Origin of the sequence: Paenibacillus thailandensis, from assembly GCF_042685365.1 — a bacterium.
GTDB lineage: Bacteria > Bacillota > Bacilli > Paenibacillales > Paenibacillaceae > Paenibacillus_AP > Paenibacillus_AP thailandensis.
In genome coordinates this window covers 25587-47957 of sequence record NZ_JBHUMY010000010.1, presented here as the reverse complement: position 1 = coordinate 47957, position 22371 = coordinate 25587, and the positions used below count along the sequence as shown (strand labels likewise).

Genomic DNA, 22371 nt, shown 5'->3' with positions numbered 1-22371 from the left:
CACAGTCCTCCGATGTTAGTCATTTCATCAGTTTAATCTGTGTCTACTATTAAGTCTAGCATCAACATTCCAACGGATTGTATTGTTGAATCCAGCCGGTTGAATATCGAAAAGCTCCTCCGGGATCGACTGCACCTGATGCAGAACCACTTGGCGTGCGGTTTTTGCCGTGTTGATAATCATTTCAGACATGGTCCATTCCTCCTTTGTCATGAGAAGCGCTTGAACTATTTCTAATATAGGTCCCATGGAACTTTCCATCAATGCAGCGGGCATTACCGAAACGTTAAGTATAAATTAACGAGAATGCATTGACAGAAAATGGAGAGGGCATCACAATAAACATTGAACATCCATTCAGCGAGGCAATTGAAAGCAGGTGTGCGTTTTGGAGTTAAAACAACTACAGTATTTTATGGCCATATGCGAAGAGCTTCACTTCACAAGAGCAGCTGAAAAAATGGGAGTCAGTGCACCCAACATCAGTCAGCAGATAAGGAGATTGGAAGAAGAACTAGGGGTTCTGTTGTTTGATCGTGTGGGGAAGACCATTGTTCTTACGGAGGCTGGAGCAATTCTTCGTGAACATGGCGCTGCCGTGTTCGGACATCTGCAACAAGCGAGCGATGCCATTGCCGATCTGAAAAGGATGCAAGGAGGATCGCTGTCGATCGGCGTCTTACCTGGCGACGCGGATCTGATGTTTAATGCCTTGCTGCTGGAATTCCATCGAACCTATCCCACCATCTCGCTGTCCCTTCTGGAAACCACGAAAGTAACGGAACAAGTTTTGGACCGGAGCATCGATGTCGGCGTAACCATTGGACCTGTTATCGATGAACGTCTCACGTCAATTCCCCTGTTTCACGAGGAGTTCTCATTGGCGGTAAGCAGGAATGATCCTCTTGCGGCAGAGAGTTTCATTTCCTTGAACAAACTACATTCCTTGAAGATGGTCATGTTTCCACCCGACCATCAATGCCGCAAGCTGATCGACCGCTTTTGCATGAACAACGGGTTTACGCTGCAGCCGCATATGGTGACGACAACATTATCTTCCCTCCTCCAGATGGTACAAAGCGGAGTTGGCGCTTGTGTTCTGCCGCGGCTTCTTCTGGATAATCTGAACAATGCAAACATCAAAGTCGTTCAACTGAGGAATCCTACGCCTACTCAGGACATTTGTCTGATCTACCGCAGCGACAGATATGTCGGTTACGCTATGCGAACCTTCATCAAGATGTTAAGATCCTACATCGAAGCGGCTATCAGTCATTCGAAGTCTTCGTAGACCGGGGAAAGTGCTTGTAGGGTAAAGGCAATAAGGAAAAGTACTTTAAATCGTTCAACACAGCGATGTCGAGCCCAAGAAGGCGTGCCCGGTCGGCAATCATGCATACGCGTACGCCACGGCTAAATTCGTGCTGCGGTAAAGAAGTACTCGACGAAATAGGATCAAACCACCTTTGCAGACTTTGAGAGTCGGTAAAAGTGGTTTTTTATTCCATTCCCGAAACTATGACTGCATAACGTTTTCGCCGATACACCGTTAAGCTGAACCGTACCACAAATAAAGGCAAGGCTTTTCGGGAATCGTCCACATAATCATCCATCCGTAGCTTGCGAGCATAGCTCCTGAAGGTGGCGGGTGACGATCTGCTCAACGGTCTCCGGTGTGTAGAGCTCCGGGCGGAGTAAAGTGAGGATCGTCAAGCCTTCAACAAGCGCGGCCAATCTCAATGTTTCGAGTTGAATGTCCACCGAAGAGGGGAGAAGCTTCGCTTTAGCTAGAATTTCGAGGACGGCTTTAGCCAGGTAGTGGAGTCCGTCCGTAAGCTCGTCTTTTTTGGCTTGTAATGCCAAACTCGTAAGGGATCGGATGGCGAAGTTCCACCAGACGCCGACGGCCGTTCGTTTTTCGTCATCCATAGGGAGCAGTTGTAACAGAATTTCCCTCGCAGCCTTCATCGGAGTAGAACTTATTTCCAGGCGCTCTTCTGCTTTCGCAACTCCTCTTGTCAAATAATAATCCACGATAAATAGCAAAAGCTCGTCCTGTGTTGAAAAATAATGCCGCAATGCGCCGGGCGACAACCCTGCCGCAGCTGCAACGGCGCGGATTGACGCATGTTCGATCCCTTTTTCTTCAATAATATTCCAAGCTGATTCGGCGATCAGTTTCCTTTTTTGTTCGTGGTCCACGACTTTCGGCAACGGTAAACGCCCCCTTGTCTTATTTAGCACGATGTATTAAGATAAATAACACAGTGTGTTATTTAGAATAATTCAGTTATATCGCGTCGCAGTTATCGCGTCAATAGTACTGGACTTTGCCGTGATGGATGGGAGGGGATGCAATGCAAGAGCAAATCGATGGATTTTTTCGTTTTCGCTGCACCTGTTATAGTTGCAGAAGAGAGTTTTATGTCATTGAGGGAACTCAAGCTTACGAGCGTATAAAACGAAATTTCAAAGGAATGCATTGCTGCGAAGATTGCAAAAACAGGATCGAGCTTGAAGCGCGACTGCAGTTAGGAAGACTGTTGACCGGCAGAGATTAGGTTTCAAGATAGAAGGGGCCATCCTGAAAAGGATGGCCCTCATACCTTACGACATGGTTTCATTCTCTATAAAACCCTCAGGAACGCTACAAAGGCGCCCTGAGGGTTTTTGCGTAAATTTAAGGTTGCTGTAAGGTTCGGATTAATCCCGTGTAAGATTCGGTCTTTAAAATTGGATTTACATTCATGAAATTCAACGTTATAGGTCAGCGTCGAAAAGAAAGGCGATATGGCCCGGATCGTCGTGGAGGATCACGGCAAAGGTATCAAGAAAGAAGAGCTGGAACGAATTTTCGATCGTTATTATCGCGGAACTAACACAGGCGAGCGGCATAAAGGCTCAGGACTCGGTATGGCCATCGCACACGATATTGTGAAGGCTCATGGAGGGGAAATCCATGTGGAAAGCGAGCTCCATAGCGGAACTAGAATCGAAATGTTGCTCCAAGCGAATAGTGGTTCAATGTAGACGAATATGAATTTCTATACAAGCACATGGTCCCGGGAAAGCACGCGTTGAGCTAACGAACAGTTTAATGGAGTAAATAAGAGGGATTTTCTCGGTAGAAATCGAAAGGAGAAGTGTGAAATATTATTTTGAAACAAAGGAGACTATGCATGCCATCAAAGCTAATGAGAGTAGGTACTATATTTACCGGTAACAAATCCCAAAGGTTCTGCTGAATGGTTTTGTACTCATTTAGGGGCTGAATTGACTTATATGGATGAAGGAAATAACCATGTAATTGTTAATCTGGCTCAACAAAGTTTTATTTTGATACAAAGTGAGAAAGGTACTCTTGCAAATTTTAATACAATAAACTGGGAACGTTAGCTCAATACAGACAGCAGCAGCCAGCCATGAGACCGGCTGCTTTTCATTACGAGAGGGACGTTAGTTCGATCGGAGTTGCCGGCGCGACCCGGCAGCCTTTGTTGCATATGGGTAATGGGTAACGATATATTCTTGTCAAACAACGATACAATTTCTTGTCATCTTGTCAGAGAACAAGAACATATATCCTTAGCCGATTATGAGAGGACATCATGCTTTTTAAATAACCGAATAAATCGTCAGCATTAAGGCTTGACTGAAAAATAAAGTGTTTGACTGCCGGTACTTTGTTAAGCTAACGGGCAGTAGAGCGTAACTAGCCGAGCTATTGTAACGTATAACAAACAGGTAGATTTGTTGTTAAGCGAAAATTAGATCAAACAAGCCGGAAATTCCGTACGCTAAGGAATCCGGCTTATGTGCATTGTAAGATGTGAAATCAACTTTTAGGGTACCGGCGAAGTCGATAATACTATCGGTTTGACAGTCAACCGAATTGACAATCTTGACATTAATACGAATTCGTACTAAACTGAACACAACCATTTACTATGATTTCGTACTAAAAGGAGAATTGGCATGCAGCAACTGTACGAACTCTTTCTCAAGAGCGGTTTGCGTCCTTTCGCTTTTATGTCCGATACGCTGCAGCTCGAACAAAAACTGACGCGCTCGGATTTATCAACTCTGCTTATTTTGCTCTTCAAGGGAGATATGACGATGTCGGAACTGGCATCCGTGATGGGGGCCCCTCTAAGTACGATGACCAGCATCGCAAAACGGCTTGAACAAAAAGGTTACATCGCCAGGGCTGCATCTGCGCAAGATCAGCGTGTTAAACTCGTGACACTGACGCAGGTAGGTCGGAACCTTGCGAAAGAATCGGAACAAATCATGTTAGCGACGTTCGGCAGGCTGGAGGCGGCTTTTACTCCGGAAGAAATGGAGCAATTCATGACTCTCCTGTTCAAAGCAGCCAAAGTTTTTCACGACAAGGGTCCGATAATGCCCCAAGAAAAAAAGAACGTTCCGAAGAAAATTATAATTGAAGAATGACCGGTTCGAACCGGATTCATTTTTACATATTTACTACGGATTCGTACTAAAAGGAGCGAGCAAGCATGAGGATTATTATTTTCACAGGCAAAGGCGGCGTAGGCAAAACAAGTGTGGCGGCTGCGACGGCAGTGAAACTGGCAAAACAAGGAAAGCGGACGCTTGTTCTCAGCACCGATGCGGCGCATAGTTTGGCGGATTCTCTGGCCGTACCGATTGGACCGGATCCGGTCCGGATCGGCGAAAATTTGTGGGGACAAGAAGTGAACAGTCTCTGGGAAACGGAGCGCAATTGGGGAACAGTTCAAGGTTGGCTGACGAAACTGCTTGACAAAGCGCATCTGAAAGACTTAACAACCGATGAGATGCTGGTGTTTCCCGGCATGGAGGAGCTTTTCAGTTTATTGCAGATCAAGGAACACGCTCAAAACGGACATTTCGATGTGTTAGTGGTGGATTGCGCTCCGACGGGAGAAACGCTGCGGCTGCTCAGCTTTTGAATTGGTGGTTGGAAAAAATATTTCCGGCATGAAAGCGGAGCATTTGATTTAATTATAGAACATATGTACAAAATACGAGTTTTGTGAAAAAGCATAAGAGCATTTTTGGAAATCTTTGGCCAACTCCTATCTCCAGCAATGCTGCATTAAATAACAATGAACGAACGTTCCTCCGGAAACGTCCGTTCGAGCATTACGGTTAATCAATCATCTCGATCGATCAGCGCCATGAGCTTATTGACCGTTTTCCAATTTCGAACCGTCGCCGACACGCCCAGCTTTGTCAGCTGGTTCGGAAGCTTCGAATTCCGGAAGCCGCCGTTGCGGAACAGCATATACAGATTGCGGCCGACAATGCGATAATCTTCGGTATCGCTCCTAAACGACTCAAGCAACGCGATCCGATCGGCTTCGGGTACGTCCTGCAGTAATGCGACATGCAGACACTCGATATCGGAGGTTGCGGCTGCATCCGCAATTTCCCGCTCCGTATATGGACAATCGACGAGGAGCCCTCTCCATTCCGCGTCAGTCCGAATGATCATGCTGGAGAAGAAACCAAACGTTTTCTCAAACGACTCCTCCAGCATTTGGCGGAGCGAGAGTTCGGATTCGCCCGATTCAAACAGAACATTGCCGCTTTGAATATACGTTTGCACTTGCGTGCAGCCTAAACGTTCAAACATGCTCTTTAATTCCGCCATCTTGACGATATGCTTGCCGCCTACATTGATCCCGCGCTGCAGGGCTATATAATTCTTCAACTTTATCACTTCTCCCGATAAAGATGTTTGCTGGGACTTCTATGCTTCTCAACAATTGGACTGGTTCCAGAATCCATTATTTAGCGAATATGAGCTGACCGTTGCATTATCCGTTCTAAAACAAGGAAATATTCCAATCCTGACGGTCGGAACTGTTGAAGGTCCGAACAAGGGTGAATCCGATCTGGTATGTTTGCCGGATTATAAGATTCAAAAAGTAGATTTGGCGGCAATTGGCTCCCTTTTGCCCATGAACCTTACAAAGGTATACCTTTCTGATACTCTTCTATCCATGCTCTTAGCTTATCGGCATAATAGGGCCGCTCTTCCGGATCGGATGGACTTCCTGCCGTCAAATAAAGACGGTCGTTCTCATACCTCGGGTATACATGCAAATGATAATGCCACACATCCTGATTACCGGCAGGTTCGTTATGTTGCCGGGTAGATATTCCATCGCAGCCATAATTCCCTTTCATCGCCAATGCAACCAGCTGAGCAGCCCGGTGAATTTCGGCCGCGTATTCGGCCGGAAGATCGAATAGGTTCTCATAATGATTGTTTGGAACGACAAGCACGTGGCCTTTATTGTTGGGCCACCACTTGCTTGCGATAAAAGCCGTGACAAGCTCGTTCCGGTAAACGACGTCGCGTTGCTTCGTTCCGTTATTCGGCCTTTCATCCCCTGCGATCACTCGGCAGAACGGGCACTCGTACCCTTCCGGCATATGGGAATAAGAAGGTTTGATAGACATAGCGTCCCTCCGCTTTCGGATCTGCTTATGCTAGTAACTCAGTAACTCCGAGGTAACTCCGAGCCCCGCTCGAAAACATCCGATCACTTGCGCGCAATATTGGGCTGGATCAGCCCTTTGCGAATCGCATTGGCGGATACCGGCGCAAGGCCGATTTCCCTCGCCCATACGGACAGCTGTCCGATATGGTGAATCTCATGGGCGATGACATGACGCATGATCGTTCCCCATGCCTCGATCTCGACGCTGCCGTCCGGCCTCGTAAGATAGAGTGGGCGGGTTTCCATGCTTTCCTCCCATGCGTTGACGAACGACTCCACCTCCGCCCGGAAAGCGGCGTCGAGCTTTCGGACCTTGTCCAGGCTGGCATAGCTTTCGAACGGCTCCTCGAAGTCCGGCTGCCCTTTCAAAATTCGAATCCAGCTCCATTCCACGTCCGCGATATGAAAGAGCGTCTTCAATACGCTTCCCACACCTCCCGTTCGCGCCCGGAGCAATTCCTCTTCCGGAACCTGCTCGCACCAGCGGTACCACTCTTCGCGAATTTGCCAATTGTAACGAAACATGATTTTCATCCAATTCCTCCGTAAATTCAGATTTATTCTAAAACAGCTTACGGTTTCTAACACAAAGTTCTATGTAACAAACCGATATAACGAAACAATATGAGATTCCGGGAAACGAAGCGAAGCCGACTTGCCTCTCCTATCCTAGCATCTCTCCAAAATTATACAGTCGTTCTCTATCCTCCGTAAACAAAGTATAAGCTTTGAAAATAATACTTCTTATATTTCAAAAAAAAGCCGTCGCTCCCGCAGGAACGACGGCATCGCTGACAATTTTTAATTTTCCATCGGGTATCGAAGACCCCACTGCTGCCGGACGGCATCCATCAGCTTCATGATCGCAAGCGACTCGTCAAGAGGAATACCTCCGCTTTCCGTCCGCCCGTTATTCAAGCAGCGCGCAACCTCGTCCGCTTCGAAGTTGTAGCCCAGGCTTTTGCGTTCATCCTTGTATTGATCGACGACCTGGCCGTGACGCAGCAAAGTCACCGTCTTGGCGTTAAAGAAGGACGGCAAATGAATATAACCTTCCGTGCCGAATATGTACGCTTCATTCGCCAGCTCGACCCGGATTGCGCTGCTGAGCGCGGCCGTCTTGCCGGAGCCGTATTCGAGGATAATGGAATTCTGTTCGTCTACGCCCGTCTCCCCGATATGCGCCGTAGAGATCACCTTCTCCGGCTCCGCGCCGAATATCATTGACGCAAACGACACGACGTAAATTCCTACATCGAGCAGCGCGCCGCCGCCTAACGCCGGGTTCAGCATTCTTCCCTCCGGGTTGCCCGTCGTACGGAAACCGAAATCGGCTTTCACGTGCAGCACTTCGCCGATCCGACCGTCGCGGATCCATTCCTTCGCGCGAATGACGGCCGGCAGGAAGCGGGTCCACATGCCCTCCATCAGAAACAGCCCGTTTTCTTTGGCGTACGAAGTCAGCTCTTCCAGATCGCCGCTGTTGATCGTAAACGGTTTTTCGCATAAAACCGCTTTGCCGGCTTTGAGGCAGGTCAACACATTTTCCTTGTGAAAAGGATGGGGCGTCGCGATATAGATCGCATCGATATCCGGATCGTTCGCCAGCTCCTCATAGCTCCCGTGCGCTTGCGGAATGCCGAACTTGTCGGCAAAGCGCTTCGCGCTCTCCAGCGTCCTTGAGCCAACGGCCGCAGCCTCCCCGTAGGTGGCGTAAGCCAAATCCGACGTAAACTTTTCGGCAATGCCGCCGGTTCCGAGAATTCCCCATTTAATGGACTTTGTCATGCCTGATCATCCTCTCCCCATATTAGATTACGCTTTGGAATGCGACGGTTGCACCCGTTCGCCGGACTGCGCAACCCGCTCCCAGCGGTAGGCAACGGCCATGATCGCCAACAACCCCGCGCTAAAAACGGCAAGCATCCAGATCGATAGATTGACGGTCATGTGGTCCAAGCTCCAGCCGGTGACAAGCGGCAGTACGGCTCCGCCTACGCCGCCCGAAGCGATCATAAGGCTGGGCGTCGTTTCCTCCGAGCCCGGTATGAGCTTGCTTACAAAAACAAGCGCAATCGAAAAAATGCCCGACATCGCAAGTCCCAGCAGGAGCACGACGGCGAAGGACGACCACACTTGACCGGCTAACGGAAGCACCGCGAACAAAATAACCGTCGCGAAGCAGCTATAAAGCAAATACACCTTGTACCGGAACTTCTCGGCGATATACCCGGCGAACAGACGGGCGAACGACATCGCAATCCAGAAGCAGGTTACGCTTAGGGCCGCAGAAGCTTCGTTCATTCCAAGCTTCGAGATAAACATGGCCGGCATAAAGTTCGCCAGGCTCATCTCCGTGCCGACGTAAATGAAGAAGAAGACGATAAACAAGACAAGGGCGACCCGGTCTTTGCCTCTGTAAACAAACGAACGGACTTGCGCCTCGCCCGCAGTGGTCTTCGCTTCCTTCTCGTCCAGCACTCTGCTGAGCTCCCCGAACGATCCGCGCTGCCATAAGACGAAAGCAACCGCCGCAAACACCGCAATGACCGCAAAGGAAAAGCGCCAATAGCCGGCAGAAATAAGCAAGCTGGCGACAAGCGGCATCAGCATTGCGCCGACGCCGAACAGAACCTCCAGCCGGCTCATCGCGATGGCCGATTTCTCTTTGATCGCCGAGATGATAATCGTCCCGATTACCGCTTCGATGACGCCGAATCCAAAGCCGGCCGCCGGCGCGATCGCGTACAGGAAGCCCCAAGGCGGAAGCGCGGCGTACAGAAGCTCGGCTGCAAGCAGCACGGCGATGGAAAGCAGCAGCGTGTTCCGTTTTCCCATACGGCGGTTTATGGCGGGCGACAAGAGCACCCCGACCAGAAAACCGGCGAATTGGGCGAAAATGAGCGTTCCTCCTTCGCTGTATTCCTTCCCGTAATGCTGCAGCAGCACAGGCAGGACCGATCCCAGCACGACATGCGCGAGACCGATCAGAAAGTAAGACAAACAACCAATCCAAATGATTTTTTTCATATCTCGTTCCTCTCATGTTGCAACGCTTCCTACTCGATTATAAGCGACCGGAGCAAGAATAACTAGCGGCAAAGGACAACTCGACAAGATTACGGATATTGATGTCAATATCGCGTAATACCGCTTACACCTGCGAGGAACGCCCGGGCGTAACAAACGCAGAGCCGTCATAGCTCCGCGTCGGAGTTGTATAATTATTGTTTTCGCGGTTTCGTCTCCCGAACGGACTACAATACCGGTCTTGCCGTTCAGAGGGGGCACAGTTCGGCTACCGCCGACATCTTGTCAGGTCCATAAAAAGGGGGCTGCCCCTCTGTCATTTAGGATGACTTTTGGGATAGCCCCTCTCTCTCATAATCCAAAACCGCGATGCTGCATTCAAGCTTCTCCTAGAGCGCCTTCAATTGATCGATGATTTCCTGAGGCTCCATCCGGCTCATGAAGTCCGGATTGACGTTCGCTCGGCGAATTATCCCTTCTTTATCTAGAATAAACGTCGCCGTAAGCGGCAAAATCCAGCGATCGGTTAATGTGCCGGAAAACCTGCGATTGCACCTCTTCAGGCGCTTTGGCGATAAATCCTTCCTTCGCTTGATCCAATAATTTTTTAAACGCCATTGCACAACACTCCTTTTCCGATTTTGCACATATAACAACTTCAGGCTCTGATGTGTGATATCGGAAACGGACAAACAATCTTGCAAGAACCAGCCCGTTTATCGAGAAATTCTGGTTCGGGACACGCTGCAAACTGCCCTATACCGCAGTCCCGTTTATATTATTCCGAAGGAGTCGGAAGTTCAGATTCTAAAGGACGAAGAACATAACCTTAATCGCGGTCGACCGTTCTCGTAAGACTTCGATAGATGCTTTTATCCGTTCCTTGCCGGGGCTTATGCTCCGGCTCCAAAGCGCTTGCGGTAACCGCATTTGCGGCACAGCTCCTCCACCGCCTCGCGGCGCGAAAATCCGTCGTATAACCGGGATGCCCGCTCCCCCTCCAGAATCTCGGAGAACGGTCGATCGTTAATGTTGCCCAGGTTGATGACGCCTTCGCCGTCCAGGCAGCATGGCACGACCGTGCCGTCTACCAGAATGCCCGCTTGATTGCGCAGCGCATAACAGAAGCCTTTGCCGTCGTCCTCCTCGGCGGCCAGATCCGGCCATTCGAATTCATAATCCTGATTCAAATAGACCCGGTCAGCCAGCTTAACCCCTTTGCCCGGCGACACCCGCTCCTCGATGCGGTAATCCAGTCCGAACTCCTTCTCGATGAGGGCAAGAAGCTCGCGGTTGCGCTGCTTCTCCGCGTTCGTCGCGTTGTCCTGGTCCAAATTCCACAGTCTGAGCGAAATGATCATGTCCGTGCGGCTGACGGCTTCCCGGACGAACGAAAGGACGCTCCCGATGTAACCCTCTTTGTCCGTCGACCCCGCATGCCCGTCGAAGCTATGGAGCGAGAAATTCATTTGCCGGACCGCCGGCTTCTCCAGCAACAGCTCCCGCACTTTATAGAGCAGCGTACCGTTGGTCGTAATATTGACCTTGAAGCCTTTCTCGTGGCTAATATCGAGCAGCTCTCCGATTTTGGGATGCATGAGCGGTTCGCCTTTTAAATGAAAATAGATCGAGTCGGTGTAACCTTTGATCTGATCCAGCCGTTTCTTGAAATCTTCGATTTGAAGAAAACCTTTCGCCCGCTTCGTTTGCGGACAGAAGCTGCATGCCAAGTTGCAGATGCTCGTAATTTCGATATAAAACTTTTTTAACCTTCTGGTCATGACGGCAAACTCCAATCTATTCTCTGCTGATTGCTATACGCTATTATAGCACGGATAAATTTGCCCCGTTTGATTTATGATTGCGCAAGGCAGAAAAAAAGAGCTCCCGAAGGAACTCCTCTTCTCCGTTTTCGCCCGATAATTAATCCGATTTAACATTAACCCGTTTAATAAAGAACGCAAGCACGAAACCGATAACCGCGACGATCATGCCGAATACGAACGCGTCCTGTACGCCTGCCGTAAGAGCATCGACCGGATTCGGATTGGCGGCCGTCTTCAAGTAAGACGAGGTGCCGGACGACATGATGCTTACGGCAAGCGCCGTGCCGATCGCTCCGGCCACTTGCTGGAGCGTGTTCATAATCGCCGTGCCGTCCGGATAAAATTCGCGGGGCAGCTGGTTCAAGCCGTTCGTTTGAGCCGGCATCATAATCATGGAAATGCCGATCATCAGGCAGCTGTGCAGCACGATAATCAAGGCGGATGCCGAAGCCGCCGTTATGCCGGAGAAGAACCAGAGCGTCGCGCCGGCAACCAGGAAGCCCGGAATAACGAGCCATTTGGGACCGTATTTATCGAACAGGCGACCCATGACCGGCGACAGCAGGCCGTTAATGATACCGCCCGGAAGCATCAGAAGACCAGCCGAAAAGGCCGACAATCCCATCCCTTGCTGCAAATAAATCGGAAGCACGAGCATGGAGGACAATATAATCATCATACAGATGAGAACGGTAATCAGGCCGATCACGAACATCGGATATTTGAAGGCGCGCAGGTTGAGCATCGGCTTCTTCATCGAAAGCTGACGCAGCGAGAACAGAATAAGCGCGACAACGCCTACGGCGATCGCCGCGATCACCTTCGTGCTCGCGAAGCCGTGCTCTCCCTCACCGGCGCTGCTGAAGCCAAAGACGATGCCGCCGAAGCCCAGCGTCGACAGAACCATCGACAAGATGTCGATTTTCGGCTTCGTAATCGTCGATACGTTCTGCATAAACAGAATGCCGCAAATCAGCGATACGATCAGAAACGGAAGCGACAGCCAGAATATCCAGTGCCAGCTCAAGTTTTGGATGAGCAGGCCTGCAATGGTCGGGCCGACGGCCGGAGCAACCATGATGACCAGACCGATAATGCCCATCGCCGCTCCGCGCTTCTCAGCCGGGAAGACGACAAGAATCGTATTGAACATGAGCGGCAGCATAATGCCGGTGCCGATCGCTTGAATGACGCGGGCCACGAGAAGAACTTCGAAATTCGGCGCAAGCGCCGCCGTTAAAGTGCCCAGAATGGAAAAGACAAGTGCGACGACAAATAGCTGCCTTGTCGTAAACCATTGCAGCAAGAGGCCGGATACCGGCACTAGAATTCCCAGCGTTAACAGATAAGCCGTTGTCAGCCACTGCGCGGTTGCCGGCGTTATGCTGAGCAGCTCCATCAAGTCGCTTAACGCGACGTTAAGCGCCGTTTCGCTGAACATGCCGATAAAGCCGCTTATAAGCAGCGCGAGCATGATCGGAACGGCTTTGAACGTTTTGCCCTGTGTCTCTATAGCGGGCTGTTGTACGGTTGCTTCCACTTTATCCTACCTCCGTCGGTTCAATCAAAGTTATTAATGTTGTTAAATAAAAGCCGGACGTACTTCGCCGCATTCCGTATCGGCTGCGAGTCCCGGTTAGTTTGAGCCAGCAGCAGCGCCCCTTCCGTCAACGAAATAACGACCATGGCGATTTCGTCGGCTTTGGACCGGGCTACGCCGGAAGCCTGAAGATGGCCGGATACGATCCGCTGCCACGAGTCCAATACTTGCTGGCATGCCTGACGCAGCTTCCCGCTGACGGACGACGCCTCCGGCGCCATCCAGAAGCTGAACGGAATAAAACAATCGAATCCCGAAGCTTCCGCTTCTTTCGCCATCCCTTCGATAAACGACTCGATGGCGTCGGCAGGCTGTTCCGCTTTCGCGAACAGCTCCTCCCATTTGTCCGCGACTTCCCGGCGAATTCGGTGCATGCATTCGACGGCAAGCTCTTCCTTGCCTTCCGGGAAATAATAGTACAGCGACCCCTTCGGGCAACGGCTCTCCTTGATGATCTGGTTTAGTCCGGTGCCGTGGTACCCTTGCTTGGCGAACAGCTCGGCTGCCGTTTCCACGATCGTATCGCGAGAATTCGTTTTTTCCCGCAAATTTGCGCACCCCCTTGCCTTTATGATGAAATTATAACGATCGGTCTACATAATTATAGCCGATAGAGAGCCCATAAAGTCAATGATGGATTTGTAAACTTTTTTCCGAGCGCTTCCAAACCGTAGCGGCAATAGGCTTCAGGGGCAGATGAGTAATGGTTTCATGATTGGGGGACTGGATAAATGAGAAAGGCGGCGCTGGGAAAGTCCCTGCGCCGCCGCGGCGGTTCATAATCTGCATCCAATGAAGCCATCCGCCCCTCTGACTGTCAGGACCAGGACGCATCGCGCGAAGCCTGCTCCTCGTCCTGAAGCTCGACGAGCTCCTGATATAACAGCAGCAGCTCCGCTTCCTTCACTTGAATAAGCATCCTTAAATCGTGAATTCTTGGATTCGCATAATCCGGCTGCTGTTCATCGTCGGGCGGCTGAACATGAATCCGGCTTGAACCGAACGTATCCTCGGCCCAATCTTCCGCCCACTCTTTGCCGGATGTCCGGTAAAGATCCACGAATCGGTCGAATATCGCATTGAGCGCTTTCCGGCAATTCCATCCGAGGATGACCAAGCGTTCCTTCGCCCGCGAGACGGCCAGCATCAACTGAAAGTCGTTCAGCTTGCCGCGTTCGGCTTCCACGCGCTCAATCTCGTCTATAAAATACGGATAAGCCCGATTAAACAAGGCAACCGCCTGATGCCATTCCTCTTCCGTAATCATAATCTCTTGGGATTCGTTTGCTTCTTGCTCCATCGGCACTCCTTCCTCTCTTGCTTGATCCTCCTTACAGCATTCGGGAGAAAGAGCTGTTATCGGTACATCGGCCTTACTTAAGCTAGCCATGAGGTATGTAATTAACGGCGATCCTTTCCTTCACGCACAGCCCTCCCTATCTATTTAACCACATTAAATGATAAAAATCGAATCGTTCCCTTTAAGCTAGAATCGGCTCCATCATATAAGCGATCAGAAGCGCCGCCGTGTTCACGATCGCGTCGGCATGCGTCCGCTCCATGCCGTGCGAAGCGTGCACCCCGGGTCCTATAAGGGCCGCCCGGATGTTGCTGCCTCCGCGTAAAGCGGCCGACGCGTCGGAGCCGTAATGCGGGTATATGTCGACCGCATAGGGAAGCGACTCGCGCTTCGCCAGCTCGATCAGCTTCGACGTCATCCCGTAATCGTACGGGCCGGACGAGTCTTTGGCGCATATCGATACGTCCCGTTCGGTCGCGGACAAGTCGTCGCCGAGCGCTCCCATGTCCACCGCGATCAATTCGGTGATGTCCGGCGGAATATGCGCCGTTCCGTGGCCGACCTCTTCATAGGTGGACAAGATGATTTTCACCGTGTTAGCCGGCTGCTTCCCTTCCCGCTTCAGCCACTCCAGGACGCCGAACAAAGCGGCGACGCTCGCCTTGTCGTCCAGATGACGGGATTTGATCCAGCCGTTCGGCAGCAGACGGGCACGCGGATCCCAGGAAATAAAATCTCCCGGCGCGATGCCGAGCTTTTCCGTATCTTCCTTGGAGGTGACCGTCTCGTCGATGCGAATTTCCATGTTCGCTTCTTCCCGCTTCCAATCCCGTGCGTCGGAATAAACATGGACGGAAGGCTTCGTGGACAAGACCGTTCCTTCGTATTCGCGTCCGTCACGGGTATGGATACGGCAGTATTCCCCTTCCACAGTCTGCATCGCGTAGCCGCCGATCGGCGTAAAGCGGAGCATTCCGTTCGGCTTGACGGATCGCACCATCGCGCCAAGCGTATCCACGTGGCCCGACAATGCGAGCACATGATTCGGATTCCGCCCGGGAACCGTAATAATGCCGTTGCCTTTAGGGGTCAGCTCCAGCTCGTAGCCGAGCCGCGTTGCCTCTTCGGCCGCCATTTTCATAATATGCATGCAGTAACCGCTTGGGCTTGGCGTCAGCAGAAGCTTCTCCAGTATCGATAATATGTAGTCCCGGTTCAATTGGGGCTGCACGGGCGCTGTCATTTCATCATCACTCTCCGTTTAAGTTTGGAACACTCTTCATTATACACTTGCGCCGCAGCGTTGTCCCGTTCGCCGAAGCGGACGCTTAATCGAAAATTGTTACGCTTACAAAATCATATTTACAACTTCGGTCGAAGGAGATATGATAGACAAGGTAAGTTGTATACAAGTGTACACGTATGTCAGTCGACACGTATAAGGGTTTGCAAATCATGTCTTGAAAAGGAATAGGAGAGAATTCGGATGACAATGATAAGGCAATATCCCGCTTCTTGGCTGTCCGGCGCATCTCTTGGCGAAGCGGTGGCTTGCGAGCTGCGTCTGCAAATTATTCGCGGGACGATTCCGCAAGACGAAGTCTTGTCGGAGAACCGGATCGCCGCCGATTTCGGCATCAGCCGTTCGCCGGTGCGCGAGGCGTTAAGAACGCTTGCGGCCGAAGGGCTGCTGGAGCTCGAACGGATGGGCGCAATCGTCAGAGGTCTTGATGCCCGCGACCGGAAGGAGCTTTACGATGTCCGGTATTTGATCGAAAGCTTCGTGCAGCAGCAGCTGGCCGGCCAGTCGAACGAAGGCTTGCTTTTGCGCCTTGGCCATATCATCGACCGGATGGAGCTCGCATCGAAGCATATGGACAGCGTGGAGTTTACGTTTCAGGACCTGTCGTTTCACGAAGCGATTATTACGGAAGCAAGGCATAACCGCATTCTGCATTTATGGAAGAGCATTCGCCAACTGGTGTTGACCGTTATGTTGATTACAACCGAGAACGTTTTCAACGAAGGCGAGCAACGGATTTCGTACGTTATCGAGAAGCACCGCACGCTGCTAGAATGCTTGCGAACCGGAGATGCCCATGTCATCGAGGAGGCCGTCCGCGCCTATTTTGCCGATTCGCGTAATACGCTCGATCGAAGCATCCCGAATTAACGGCTGAAGACTCGCATTCCTGTACCCCAAATTACAACTACACGACAATTTAACGGGAGGCAACTATGGCTACGATTTTTGGATTGAATCATGACGCTACTCTGCTCGTATGGACGGCAGTAGCCATTGCGTTTCTGATTGTGTTCATTTCCACCTTCAAATGGCATCCATTCGTCGTTTTGCTGATGGCGTCCATGCTGCTTGGACTGCTGGCGGGCATGCAAGCGCTGGATGTCGTAACATCGATTACAAAGGGCCTCGGCGGAACGTTAGGCACGATCGCAATCGTTATCGGTCTCGGAACGATGCTTGGCAAAATGATGGCCGAATCCGGCGGCGCCGAGCGGATTGCGACGACCCTTATCGACAGATTCGGCGAGAAACGTGTACACTGGGCTATGGTGCTCGTCGGCTTCCTTGTCGGCATTCCGGTCTTTTTCGAGGTCGGGCTTATCCTGCTCATCCCGATCGTCTTCACGGTCGCACGCAAAACGAACATGTCGCTGCTGCAGATCGGCATCCCGATGCTGGCCGGCTTGTCCGTCGTGCACGGGCTGGTGCCTCCGCATCCGGCTCCGATGATCGCCATCGACGCTTACGGGGCTAATCTCGGCCTTACGATCCTGTACTCGCTTATTATCGCGATCCCGACGGCGATCATCTCGGGTCCGATTTTCGGCAAATTTATCGGCAAGCGGATTATCGCTACGCCTCCCGAAGATCTGGCCGAGCAATTCTCGCTGAAGTCGGAACGCAAGCTGCCGGGCTTCTGGATTACGATGCTGACGATTCTGATGCCGGTCATTCTGATGCTGATCGGCGCGGCGGCCAGCATTATCGACCCTGACGCAACTAGCCCGTTCACCGTATTCTGCGAATTTATCGGGCATGAAATCGTGGCTTTGCTTATCTCGGTTGTGTTCGCCTTCTTCTCTCTCGGCTTTGCGAGAGGCTTCACGAAAGAAGAAATCAACCGTTTCGCTTCGGACAGCTTGCCGGCCGTTGCGGGCATTATTCTGATCATCGGCGGCGGCGGCGCGTTCAAGCAAGTTCTGATCGACAGCGGCGTCGGCAACGCGATCGCCACGATCGCGACGAACGCGAACGTCAACGTCATCATTTTCGCATGGCTGGTCGCGGCTTTGATCCGCGTCGCTACCGGCTCGGCGACCGTCGCCATGACGACCGCTGCGGGTATCGTTGCGCCGGTCCTCGCTTTGACGCCGGGCGCCAACGTCGAACTTGTGGTGCTTGCTACGGGAGCAGGCTCGCTTATTTTGTCACACGTCAATGACGCGGGTTTCTGGATGGTGAAGGAGTTCTTCAACCTGTCCGTTCCGCAAACGTTAAAATCCTGGACAATGATGGAAACGTTGTTGTCCGTGCTGGGACTCGTGTTCATTCTCGTTCTGAGCGCTTTCGTCTAATCTAAACGAGAAGGGAAGTAATGAAGTATGGATGCTTTAAACTACATGATCGGTATCGATATGGGAACGACTAGCACGAAGGCGGTGCTGTTCGAGGAGAACGGCAAAGTCGTAGCGAAGGCGAACGAGGAATATCCGCTGTTCACGCCGACTCCCGCCATCGCCGAGCAAGATCCGGATCAAATTTTCAATGCCGTTCTTCATACGATTAATCAAGTGATGACCGAGAGCATGGTCGATCCGGAGCGGGTTCTGTTCGTTTCGTTCAGCTCGGCCATGCACAGCGTCATTCCGGTCGATTCGGCCGGCAAGCCGCTGATGCGCTGTATCACATGGGCCGACAACCGGAGCGCGGCCATGTCGGAGCTGCTGAAGAAAGAGTTGAACGGGCACGAAATTTACCGGAGAACGGGCACTCCCATTCACCCGATGTCGCCGCTGACGAAGCTCATGTGGTTGAAACGCGAGCATCCGTCTATCTTCGACCGGACGCATAAATTCATTTCGATTAAAGAGTATGTTTTTTATAAACTGTTCGGGGAATTCGTGGTCGATCATTCGATCGCTTCCGCAACCGGCATGATGAACCTGGAGCGTCTGGAATGGGACGCGGAGGCGCTGTCCGTGGCGGGAATCGCGGCCGATCGTCTGTCCAGGCTCGTGCCGACGACGCATACGATGACCGGGCTGAACGGCGAATACGCTTCTCAGATGAAGCTGTCCCCCTCCACCCCGTTCGTCGTCGGGGCAAGCGACGGCGTACTGTCCAATCTCGGCGTCAATGCGATCGAGCCGGGCGTCGTTGCCGTTACGATCGGCACAAGCGGCGCCATTCGCGCCGTCGTCGACAAGCCGATCACCGATCCGAAAGGACGTTATTTCTGCTACGCGCTGACGGATAAGCTGTGGGTGATCGGCGGAGCGGTCAATAACGGCGGCGTCATTTTCCGTTGGGCGCGGGACGAATTCGCCGCATCCGAAGTGGAAACCGCCAAACGCATCGGCATGAGCCCTTACGACATGATGTCCGCGATTGCGGAACGGGTAAGCCCGGGGGCGGAAGGACTGCTGTTCCATCCGTATTTTACGGGCGAAAGGGCTCCTCTTTGGAACCCGTACGCGCGCGGCTCCTTCTTCGGGCTTTCGCTGCATCATAAGAAGGAACATATGATCCGCGCGGTTATGGAGGGCATAATTTTCAATTTATATTCCGTGCTTCTTGCGCTGGAAGAGGCGATCGGCCGCCCGACCCAGATCAAGGCAACCGGCGGCTTCGCGCGGTCGCAGCTGTGGCGCCAGATGATGGCGGATATATTCGACCAGAACGTCGTCGTGCCCGAAAGCTTCGAAAGCTCCGCGCTGGGCGCCGTCGTTTTGGGTCTTAACGCGACCGGCCGGGCCGACAGCCTGAACATCGTGGCGGGCATGGTCGGAAGCACGCACGAGCATGAGACGAACAAAGCGAATGCGGCCGTTTATCACCGGCTTATGAGCATCTACATCAGCTTGGCGCGCAAGCTGGAGGACGAATACGAAACGATCGCCAAATTCCAAGCTTCGCTGCTGGAAGGGTAATCGGCGAAATATTGAACAAAGGACGGCACCCGCGGTTACGGGGAGCCGTCCTTCTTTTTCGCTGCAGGAAGCCAGAAGGCTTGCATTCCTTGGAAACGTCGTTTAGCCTCCGTCAGACGGGAAAGCCGTTCTTCATCGCGTAGCTCCCCCAATCCGGAGAGCGGCCGTCCTTGTCGGTGAAGCCGTAACGCTTGGCAAGCTCCCAGCTGGGCAATACTTGACCGCTTAAGCCGAGTACCTCCGGATCCGCCGCAAGCGCCGCGACTCCCCGGCCAAGGAAGTAAGGCGTCTCCGATTCGCCGAAATGCTCTGCGTTCGGAAGCCCGCCCGTAATCGCGTCGCGCCAATTATGTTCCTTCACGCCGTAATAATCCAGCATCTCCTCGGAGCGCAGAAAACCCGGCGTCACCGCTATCGCCGCAATCCGATGAGGAGCAAAATCGGCCGCCATCGCTTGAGCGAGATGAATGACCGATATTTTCGCCAAGCTGTAGTACAGGTTGCCCCGATAGCGGTACCCTGTGCCGTCCGTCACTTCGACGATTAGCCCGCTTCCGCAGCCGACCATGAGCGGCGCCGCATAATAGCTGTTCAGCATATGCGTGCGGACTGCCCGATCTTGGACCAGCAACCCGTTCGCCAGCGAATGCTCCCAGAAAGGCGCGTTCCAATCGATATACTTCTCCCCTCCCCATATATCGTTGACCAGAATGTCCAGCTTGCCGCCTTGTTCGCCGGCTACCCGGCGGAACAGCCGCTTGACCTGCTCCTCGTCCGTATGATCCACCTGAACGGCAATGCCTCTCCCTCCGTTTGCCGTCACAAGCTCGGCCGTTTCTTCGATGGTCTCCGGACGTCCCAGATCCGACGCTTGTCCCCGGACGCTTCTTCCCGTACAATATACCGTTGCCCCCGCCGCTCCGAGTTCAACCGCGATAGCTCTTCCGGCCCCGCGCGTCGCGCCGGCGACGACCGCCGTCTTCCCTTCCAATGGCTTCATTTGCTTTTCCCCTTCCTGAATAACGAAGAATTCGAGATGTCGTCTTTATCGTACCTCTGCTTAGATGACAACGGCTGTCATCATTTTTTGATACAATAAGAACAATAGTACGATTCAGGCGCAAACGGCTCGTTTTCATGTCATCCTTATCCATGGACAATCCGTTTCGCGCCGGAAAGGGAGTATCGGCGATGAAAGGAGATCGGCTGCTTGCGATTGTGCTGCTTCTGCAAAACCGGGGCAAACTGTCGGCTCAGGAGCTTGCCGACCGTCTTGAAGTGTCCAAACGAACGATTCTGCGCGATATGGAGTCGTTAAGCGCGGCAGGCGTACCGGTCTACGCCGAACGCGGCCCGAACGGCGGCTGGCTGCTGTTAAACGACTATTCTACCGACCTTACCGGCATGAAGAAGGAAGAACTCCTCTCCTTGCTGTTCGGCACAGGCGTCCATCATCGGGCGCTCCGGGATATCGGGTATGACCGGCATTTCGAGCTGGCGATCGAGAAACTGCTTGCCGCTTCGCCGGAGTCTGTCAGGCGGGATGCGCAATCGGTAAGGGAACGGCTTCATATCGACGGGGCGGGCTGGCATGAATCCAGAGAGGAATATCCATTTCTCGAAATCGTTCAGGAAGCGGTATGGAGCGAGCGGAAGCTTCGGCTCGCATACAATAATACGCCCGAGCGCATCGTCGAGCCGCTTGGGCTCGTCGCCAAGCAGAACGCCTGGTATGTCGTCGCCCGCTCGGAAGACGGGCTTCGAAGCTTTCGGGTCTCGCGGGTAAACGATGCCGAGATGCTCGACGAAGGCTTCGAGCGGCCTGCAGATTTCGATTTAGCCGCCTATTGGCGGCAGTCTACCCGGCAGTTCATCGAAAGGCTGCCCCGTTATCCCGCGACCGTGCGCCTGCAAGAGCAGGCGTTCGAGTCGTTTCGCAAGCGGAGGTACGTAACCGTTCTCCGTATCTCGAACGCCGGAAACGGGTATGTCGAAGCTGAAGTGGAATTTAATACGGAAGATTCCGCTTGCGAGATCATGCTCGGCTTCGGCTCCAGCGGACAAGTGTTAAAGCCGGAAGCATTGGTCGGCAAAATAAAAGAAGAGCTTGCGGCTATGCGGCTCCTTTATTCCGAACCGTCCTAGCTTCTGCTCTTCCCGTCCTGTTTCCTTATTCTTTTACGGCGTTAACGATCGGCCGCCATATATTCCACCGCCGAATATGAAATCATTTGGCGGTCCCGATAGGTGGCCGGAATGACGTCGCTTTTGGTACTCAGTATGCCGTCCTGCAATATAACGGCTCTGAAGCCGCGTTCTCTCGCGCCGTTATACGTAAACAGGACGCAGTACTCCGCCGCAAAACCGGCGACGATAACAAAGCCGACGCCGTGATTTTTCAGCTGCTCCTCCAGATCCGTGTACCAAAAAGCGTTGGAGTACATTTTCGTTACGTGAAGGTCGGTCTCTTCGACTTTAATCTCCGGAATGACATCGAATTTGTCGCTCGTTTCCTCCGTCCATTCCTCCACGTCGCGGATATGGACGACCACATGGTTGCTTGCGCGCAGCGAATCCGCGATCAGATTAATATATTCGGAAGCTCTTGTAACGGCCGAGAACGGAATTTGGCCGTCGTAAACAAACTGGTTTTGCATATCAACGATTAGCAATCCGATCTTCATAACTAGTAACCTCTCCCGATCCGAATTAGAGTATAAGTTGATGCAGTCGAAAAGTTTGTTTGCTGCGTCCGCCTTCCGTTGCGGCTATTGCCGATCTCCCAGCCCGTCAAGAACCATATTCCGAAAATGGTCGGCGCCATAAGCGCATAAGCCGCTTCGAATGCCGCTCCTAGTAAGTCATCGTATCAAAATTCCTGTAAGCTACATTACCATAAAATCACTTATTTGCCAAAGAAAAAAAGAC

Annotated in this window: 20 protein-coding genes and 3 pseudogenes; 8 read left to right on the top strand and 15 right to left on the bottom strand. The window is 52.2% G+C overall.

Features of this window, described 5'->3' with window-relative positions; genetic code table 11:
• Nucleotides 1–63: 63 nt before the first annotated feature.
• Nucleotides 64–192, bottom strand: a pseudogene (locus tag ACFSW5_RS10520) (DinB family protein); the annotation flags it as partial.
• Nucleotides 193–388: 196 nt separating this feature from the next.
• On the opposite strand from ACFSW5_RS10520, the gene ACFSW5_RS10515 reads away from it, so the two are divergent.
• The gene (locus tag ACFSW5_RS10515; RefSeq protein ID WP_379272417.1) at nt 389–1291 is read left to right on the top strand and encodes a LysR family transcriptional regulator; all 903 of its coding nucleotides are present in this window, start codon (nt 389–391) and stop codon (nt 1289–1291) included.
• 314 nt (nt 1292–1605) lie between these two features.
• Here ACFSW5_RS10515 and ACFSW5_RS10510 read toward each other — a convergent pair whose 3' ends face one another.
• Complete coding sequence (locus ACFSW5_RS10510) at nt 1606–2214, bottom strand: TetR/AcrR family transcriptional regulator (protein WP_379272414.1); 609 nt, start codon at nt 2212–2214, stop codon at nt 1606–1608.
• A gap of 552 nt (nt 2215–2766) precedes the next feature.
• On the opposite strand from ACFSW5_RS10510, the pseudogene ACFSW5_RS10505 reads away from it, so the two are divergent.
• From ACFSW5_RS10505 to ACFSW5_RS10495, 3 genes and pseudogenes are all read left to right on the top strand, one after another.
• Nucleotides 2767–3030, top strand: a pseudogene (locus ACFSW5_RS10505) (sensor histidine kinase); the annotation flags it as partial.
• Nucleotides 3031–3975: 945 nt separating this feature from the next.
• The gene (locus ACFSW5_RS10500) at nt 3976–4452 is read left to right on the top strand and encodes a MarR family winged helix-turn-helix transcriptional regulator (protein WP_379272412.1); all 477 of its coding nucleotides are present in this window, start codon (nt 3976–3978) and stop codon (nt 4450–4452) included.
• Nucleotides 4453–4517: 65 nt separating this feature from the next.
• Nucleotides 4518–4978: pseudogene (locus ACFSW5_RS10495) on the top strand (ArsA family ATPase); the annotation flags it as partial.
• A 177-nt stretch (nt 4979–5155) separates the two neighbouring features.
• Here the strand turns inward: ACFSW5_RS10495 and ACFSW5_RS10490 are convergent.
• The 11 genes from ACFSW5_RS10490 to ACFSW5_RS10440 form a co-directional block, all read right to left on the bottom strand.
• Nucleotides 5156–5716: a DUF1697 domain-containing protein gene (locus ACFSW5_RS10490; RefSeq protein WP_379272409.1), complete on the bottom strand. Its 561-nt coding sequence runs from the start codon at nt 5714–5716 to the stop codon at nt 5156–5158.
• Between the two features lie 257 nt (nt 5717–5973).
• On the bottom strand, nt 5974–6471 hold the full coding sequence (locus ACFSW5_RS10485) for an HIT family protein (RefSeq protein WP_379272407.1): 498 nt from the start codon (nt 6469–6471) through the stop codon (nt 5974–5976).
• Nucleotides 6472–6554: 83 nt separating this feature from the next.
• Nucleotides 6555–7046 carry a DinB family protein gene (locus ACFSW5_RS10480; RefSeq protein WP_379272405.1) on the bottom strand — a complete coding sequence of 164 codons (492 nt, stop codon included), beginning with the start codon at nt 7044–7046 and terminating at the stop codon, nt 6555–6557.
• A gap of 267 nt (nt 7047–7313) precedes the next feature.
• Nucleotides 7314–8300 (bottom strand): Gfo/Idh/MocA family protein, encoded by a 987-nt coding sequence (locus ACFSW5_RS10475; protein ID WP_379272403.1) that lies wholly within the window; start codon nt 8298–8300, stop codon nt 7314–7316.
• A 27-nt stretch (nt 8301–8327) separates the two neighbouring features.
• Nucleotides 8328–9542, bottom strand: a complete 1215-nt coding sequence (locus tag ACFSW5_RS10470) for an MFS transporter (RefSeq protein WP_379272400.1) — start codon at nt 9540–9542, stop codon at nt 8328–8330.
• 480 nt (nt 9543–10022) lie between these two features.
• Complete coding sequence (locus tag ACFSW5_RS10465; protein WP_379272398.1) at nt 10023–10160, bottom strand: hypothetical protein; 138 nt, start codon at nt 10158–10160, stop codon at nt 10023–10025.
• A gap of 275 nt (nt 10161–10435) precedes the next feature.
• The gene (locus ACFSW5_RS10460) at nt 10436–11323 is read right to left on the bottom strand and encodes a radical SAM/SPASM domain-containing protein (protein WP_379272393.1); all 888 of its coding nucleotides are present in this window, start codon (nt 11321–11323) and stop codon (nt 10436–10438) included.
• A 142-nt stretch (nt 11324–11465) separates the two neighbouring features.
• On the bottom strand, nt 11466–12842 hold the full coding sequence (locus ACFSW5_RS10455; protein ID WP_379272419.1) for a DHA2 family efflux MFS transporter permease subunit: 1377 nt from the start codon (nt 12840–12842) through the stop codon (nt 11466–11468).
• 86 nt (nt 12843–12928) lie between these two features.
• Nucleotides 12929–13516, bottom strand: coding sequence for a TetR/AcrR family transcriptional regulator (locus tag ACFSW5_RS10450; RefSeq protein WP_379272389.1), 588 nt, complete (start codon nt 13514–13516; stop codon nt 12929–12931).
• 269 nt (nt 13517–13785) lie between these two features.
• Nucleotides 13786–14268 (bottom strand): hypothetical protein, encoded by a 483-nt coding sequence (locus tag ACFSW5_RS10445; RefSeq protein ID WP_379272386.1) that lies wholly within the window; start codon nt 14266–14268, stop codon nt 13786–13788.
• A gap of 181 nt (nt 14269–14449) precedes the next feature.
• Nucleotides 14450–15511: a M42 family metallopeptidase gene (locus ACFSW5_RS10440; RefSeq protein WP_379272384.1), complete on the bottom strand. Its 1062-nt coding sequence runs from the start codon at nt 15509–15511 to the stop codon at nt 14450–14452.
• A 243-nt stretch (nt 15512–15754) separates the two neighbouring features.
• Here ACFSW5_RS10440 and ACFSW5_RS10435 point away from each other — a divergent pair, with 243 nt between their 5' ends.
• The 3 genes from ACFSW5_RS10435 (at nt 15755) to gntK (ending at nt 19443) form a co-directional block, all read left to right on the top strand.
• A complete protein-coding gene (locus ACFSW5_RS10435) occupies nt 15755–16441 on the top strand; it encodes a GntR family transcriptional regulator (protein WP_379272382.1) in 687 nt (228 codons plus the stop codon).
• Nucleotides 16442–16506: 65 nt separating this feature from the next.
• Nucleotides 16507–17868: a GntP family permease gene (locus tag ACFSW5_RS10430; protein WP_379272379.1), complete on the top strand. Its 1362-nt coding sequence runs from the start codon at nt 16507–16509 to the stop codon at nt 17866–17868.
• A gap of 27 nt (nt 17869–17895) precedes the next feature.
• Nucleotides 17896–19443, top strand: coding sequence for a gluconokinase (gntK, locus tag ACFSW5_RS10425; RefSeq protein WP_379272377.1), 1548 nt, complete (start codon nt 17896–17898; stop codon nt 19441–19443).
• A 112-nt stretch (nt 19444–19555) separates the two neighbouring features.
• Here the strand turns inward: gntK and ACFSW5_RS10420 are convergent, their stop codons facing one another.
• A complete protein-coding gene (locus tag ACFSW5_RS10420) occupies nt 19556–20443 on the bottom strand; it encodes an SDR family oxidoreductase (protein ID WP_379272375.1) in 888 nt (295 codons plus the stop codon).
• Nucleotides 20444–20634: 191 nt separating this feature from the next.
• Between ACFSW5_RS10420 and ACFSW5_RS10415 the strand changes: the two genes are divergently transcribed.
• Nucleotides 20635–21588 (top strand): helix-turn-helix transcriptional regulator, encoded by a 954-nt coding sequence (locus ACFSW5_RS10415; RefSeq protein WP_379272372.1) that lies wholly within the window; start codon nt 20635–20637, stop codon nt 21586–21588.
• Between the two features lie 41 nt (nt 21589–21629).
• On the opposite strand, the gene ACFSW5_RS10410 is transcribed toward ACFSW5_RS10415, so the two are convergent.
• Nucleotides 21630–22127, bottom strand: coding sequence for a cysteine hydrolase family protein (locus ACFSW5_RS10410; RefSeq protein WP_379272370.1), 498 nt, complete (start codon nt 22125–22127; stop codon nt 21630–21632).
• Nucleotides 22128–22371 lie beyond the last annotated feature (244 nt).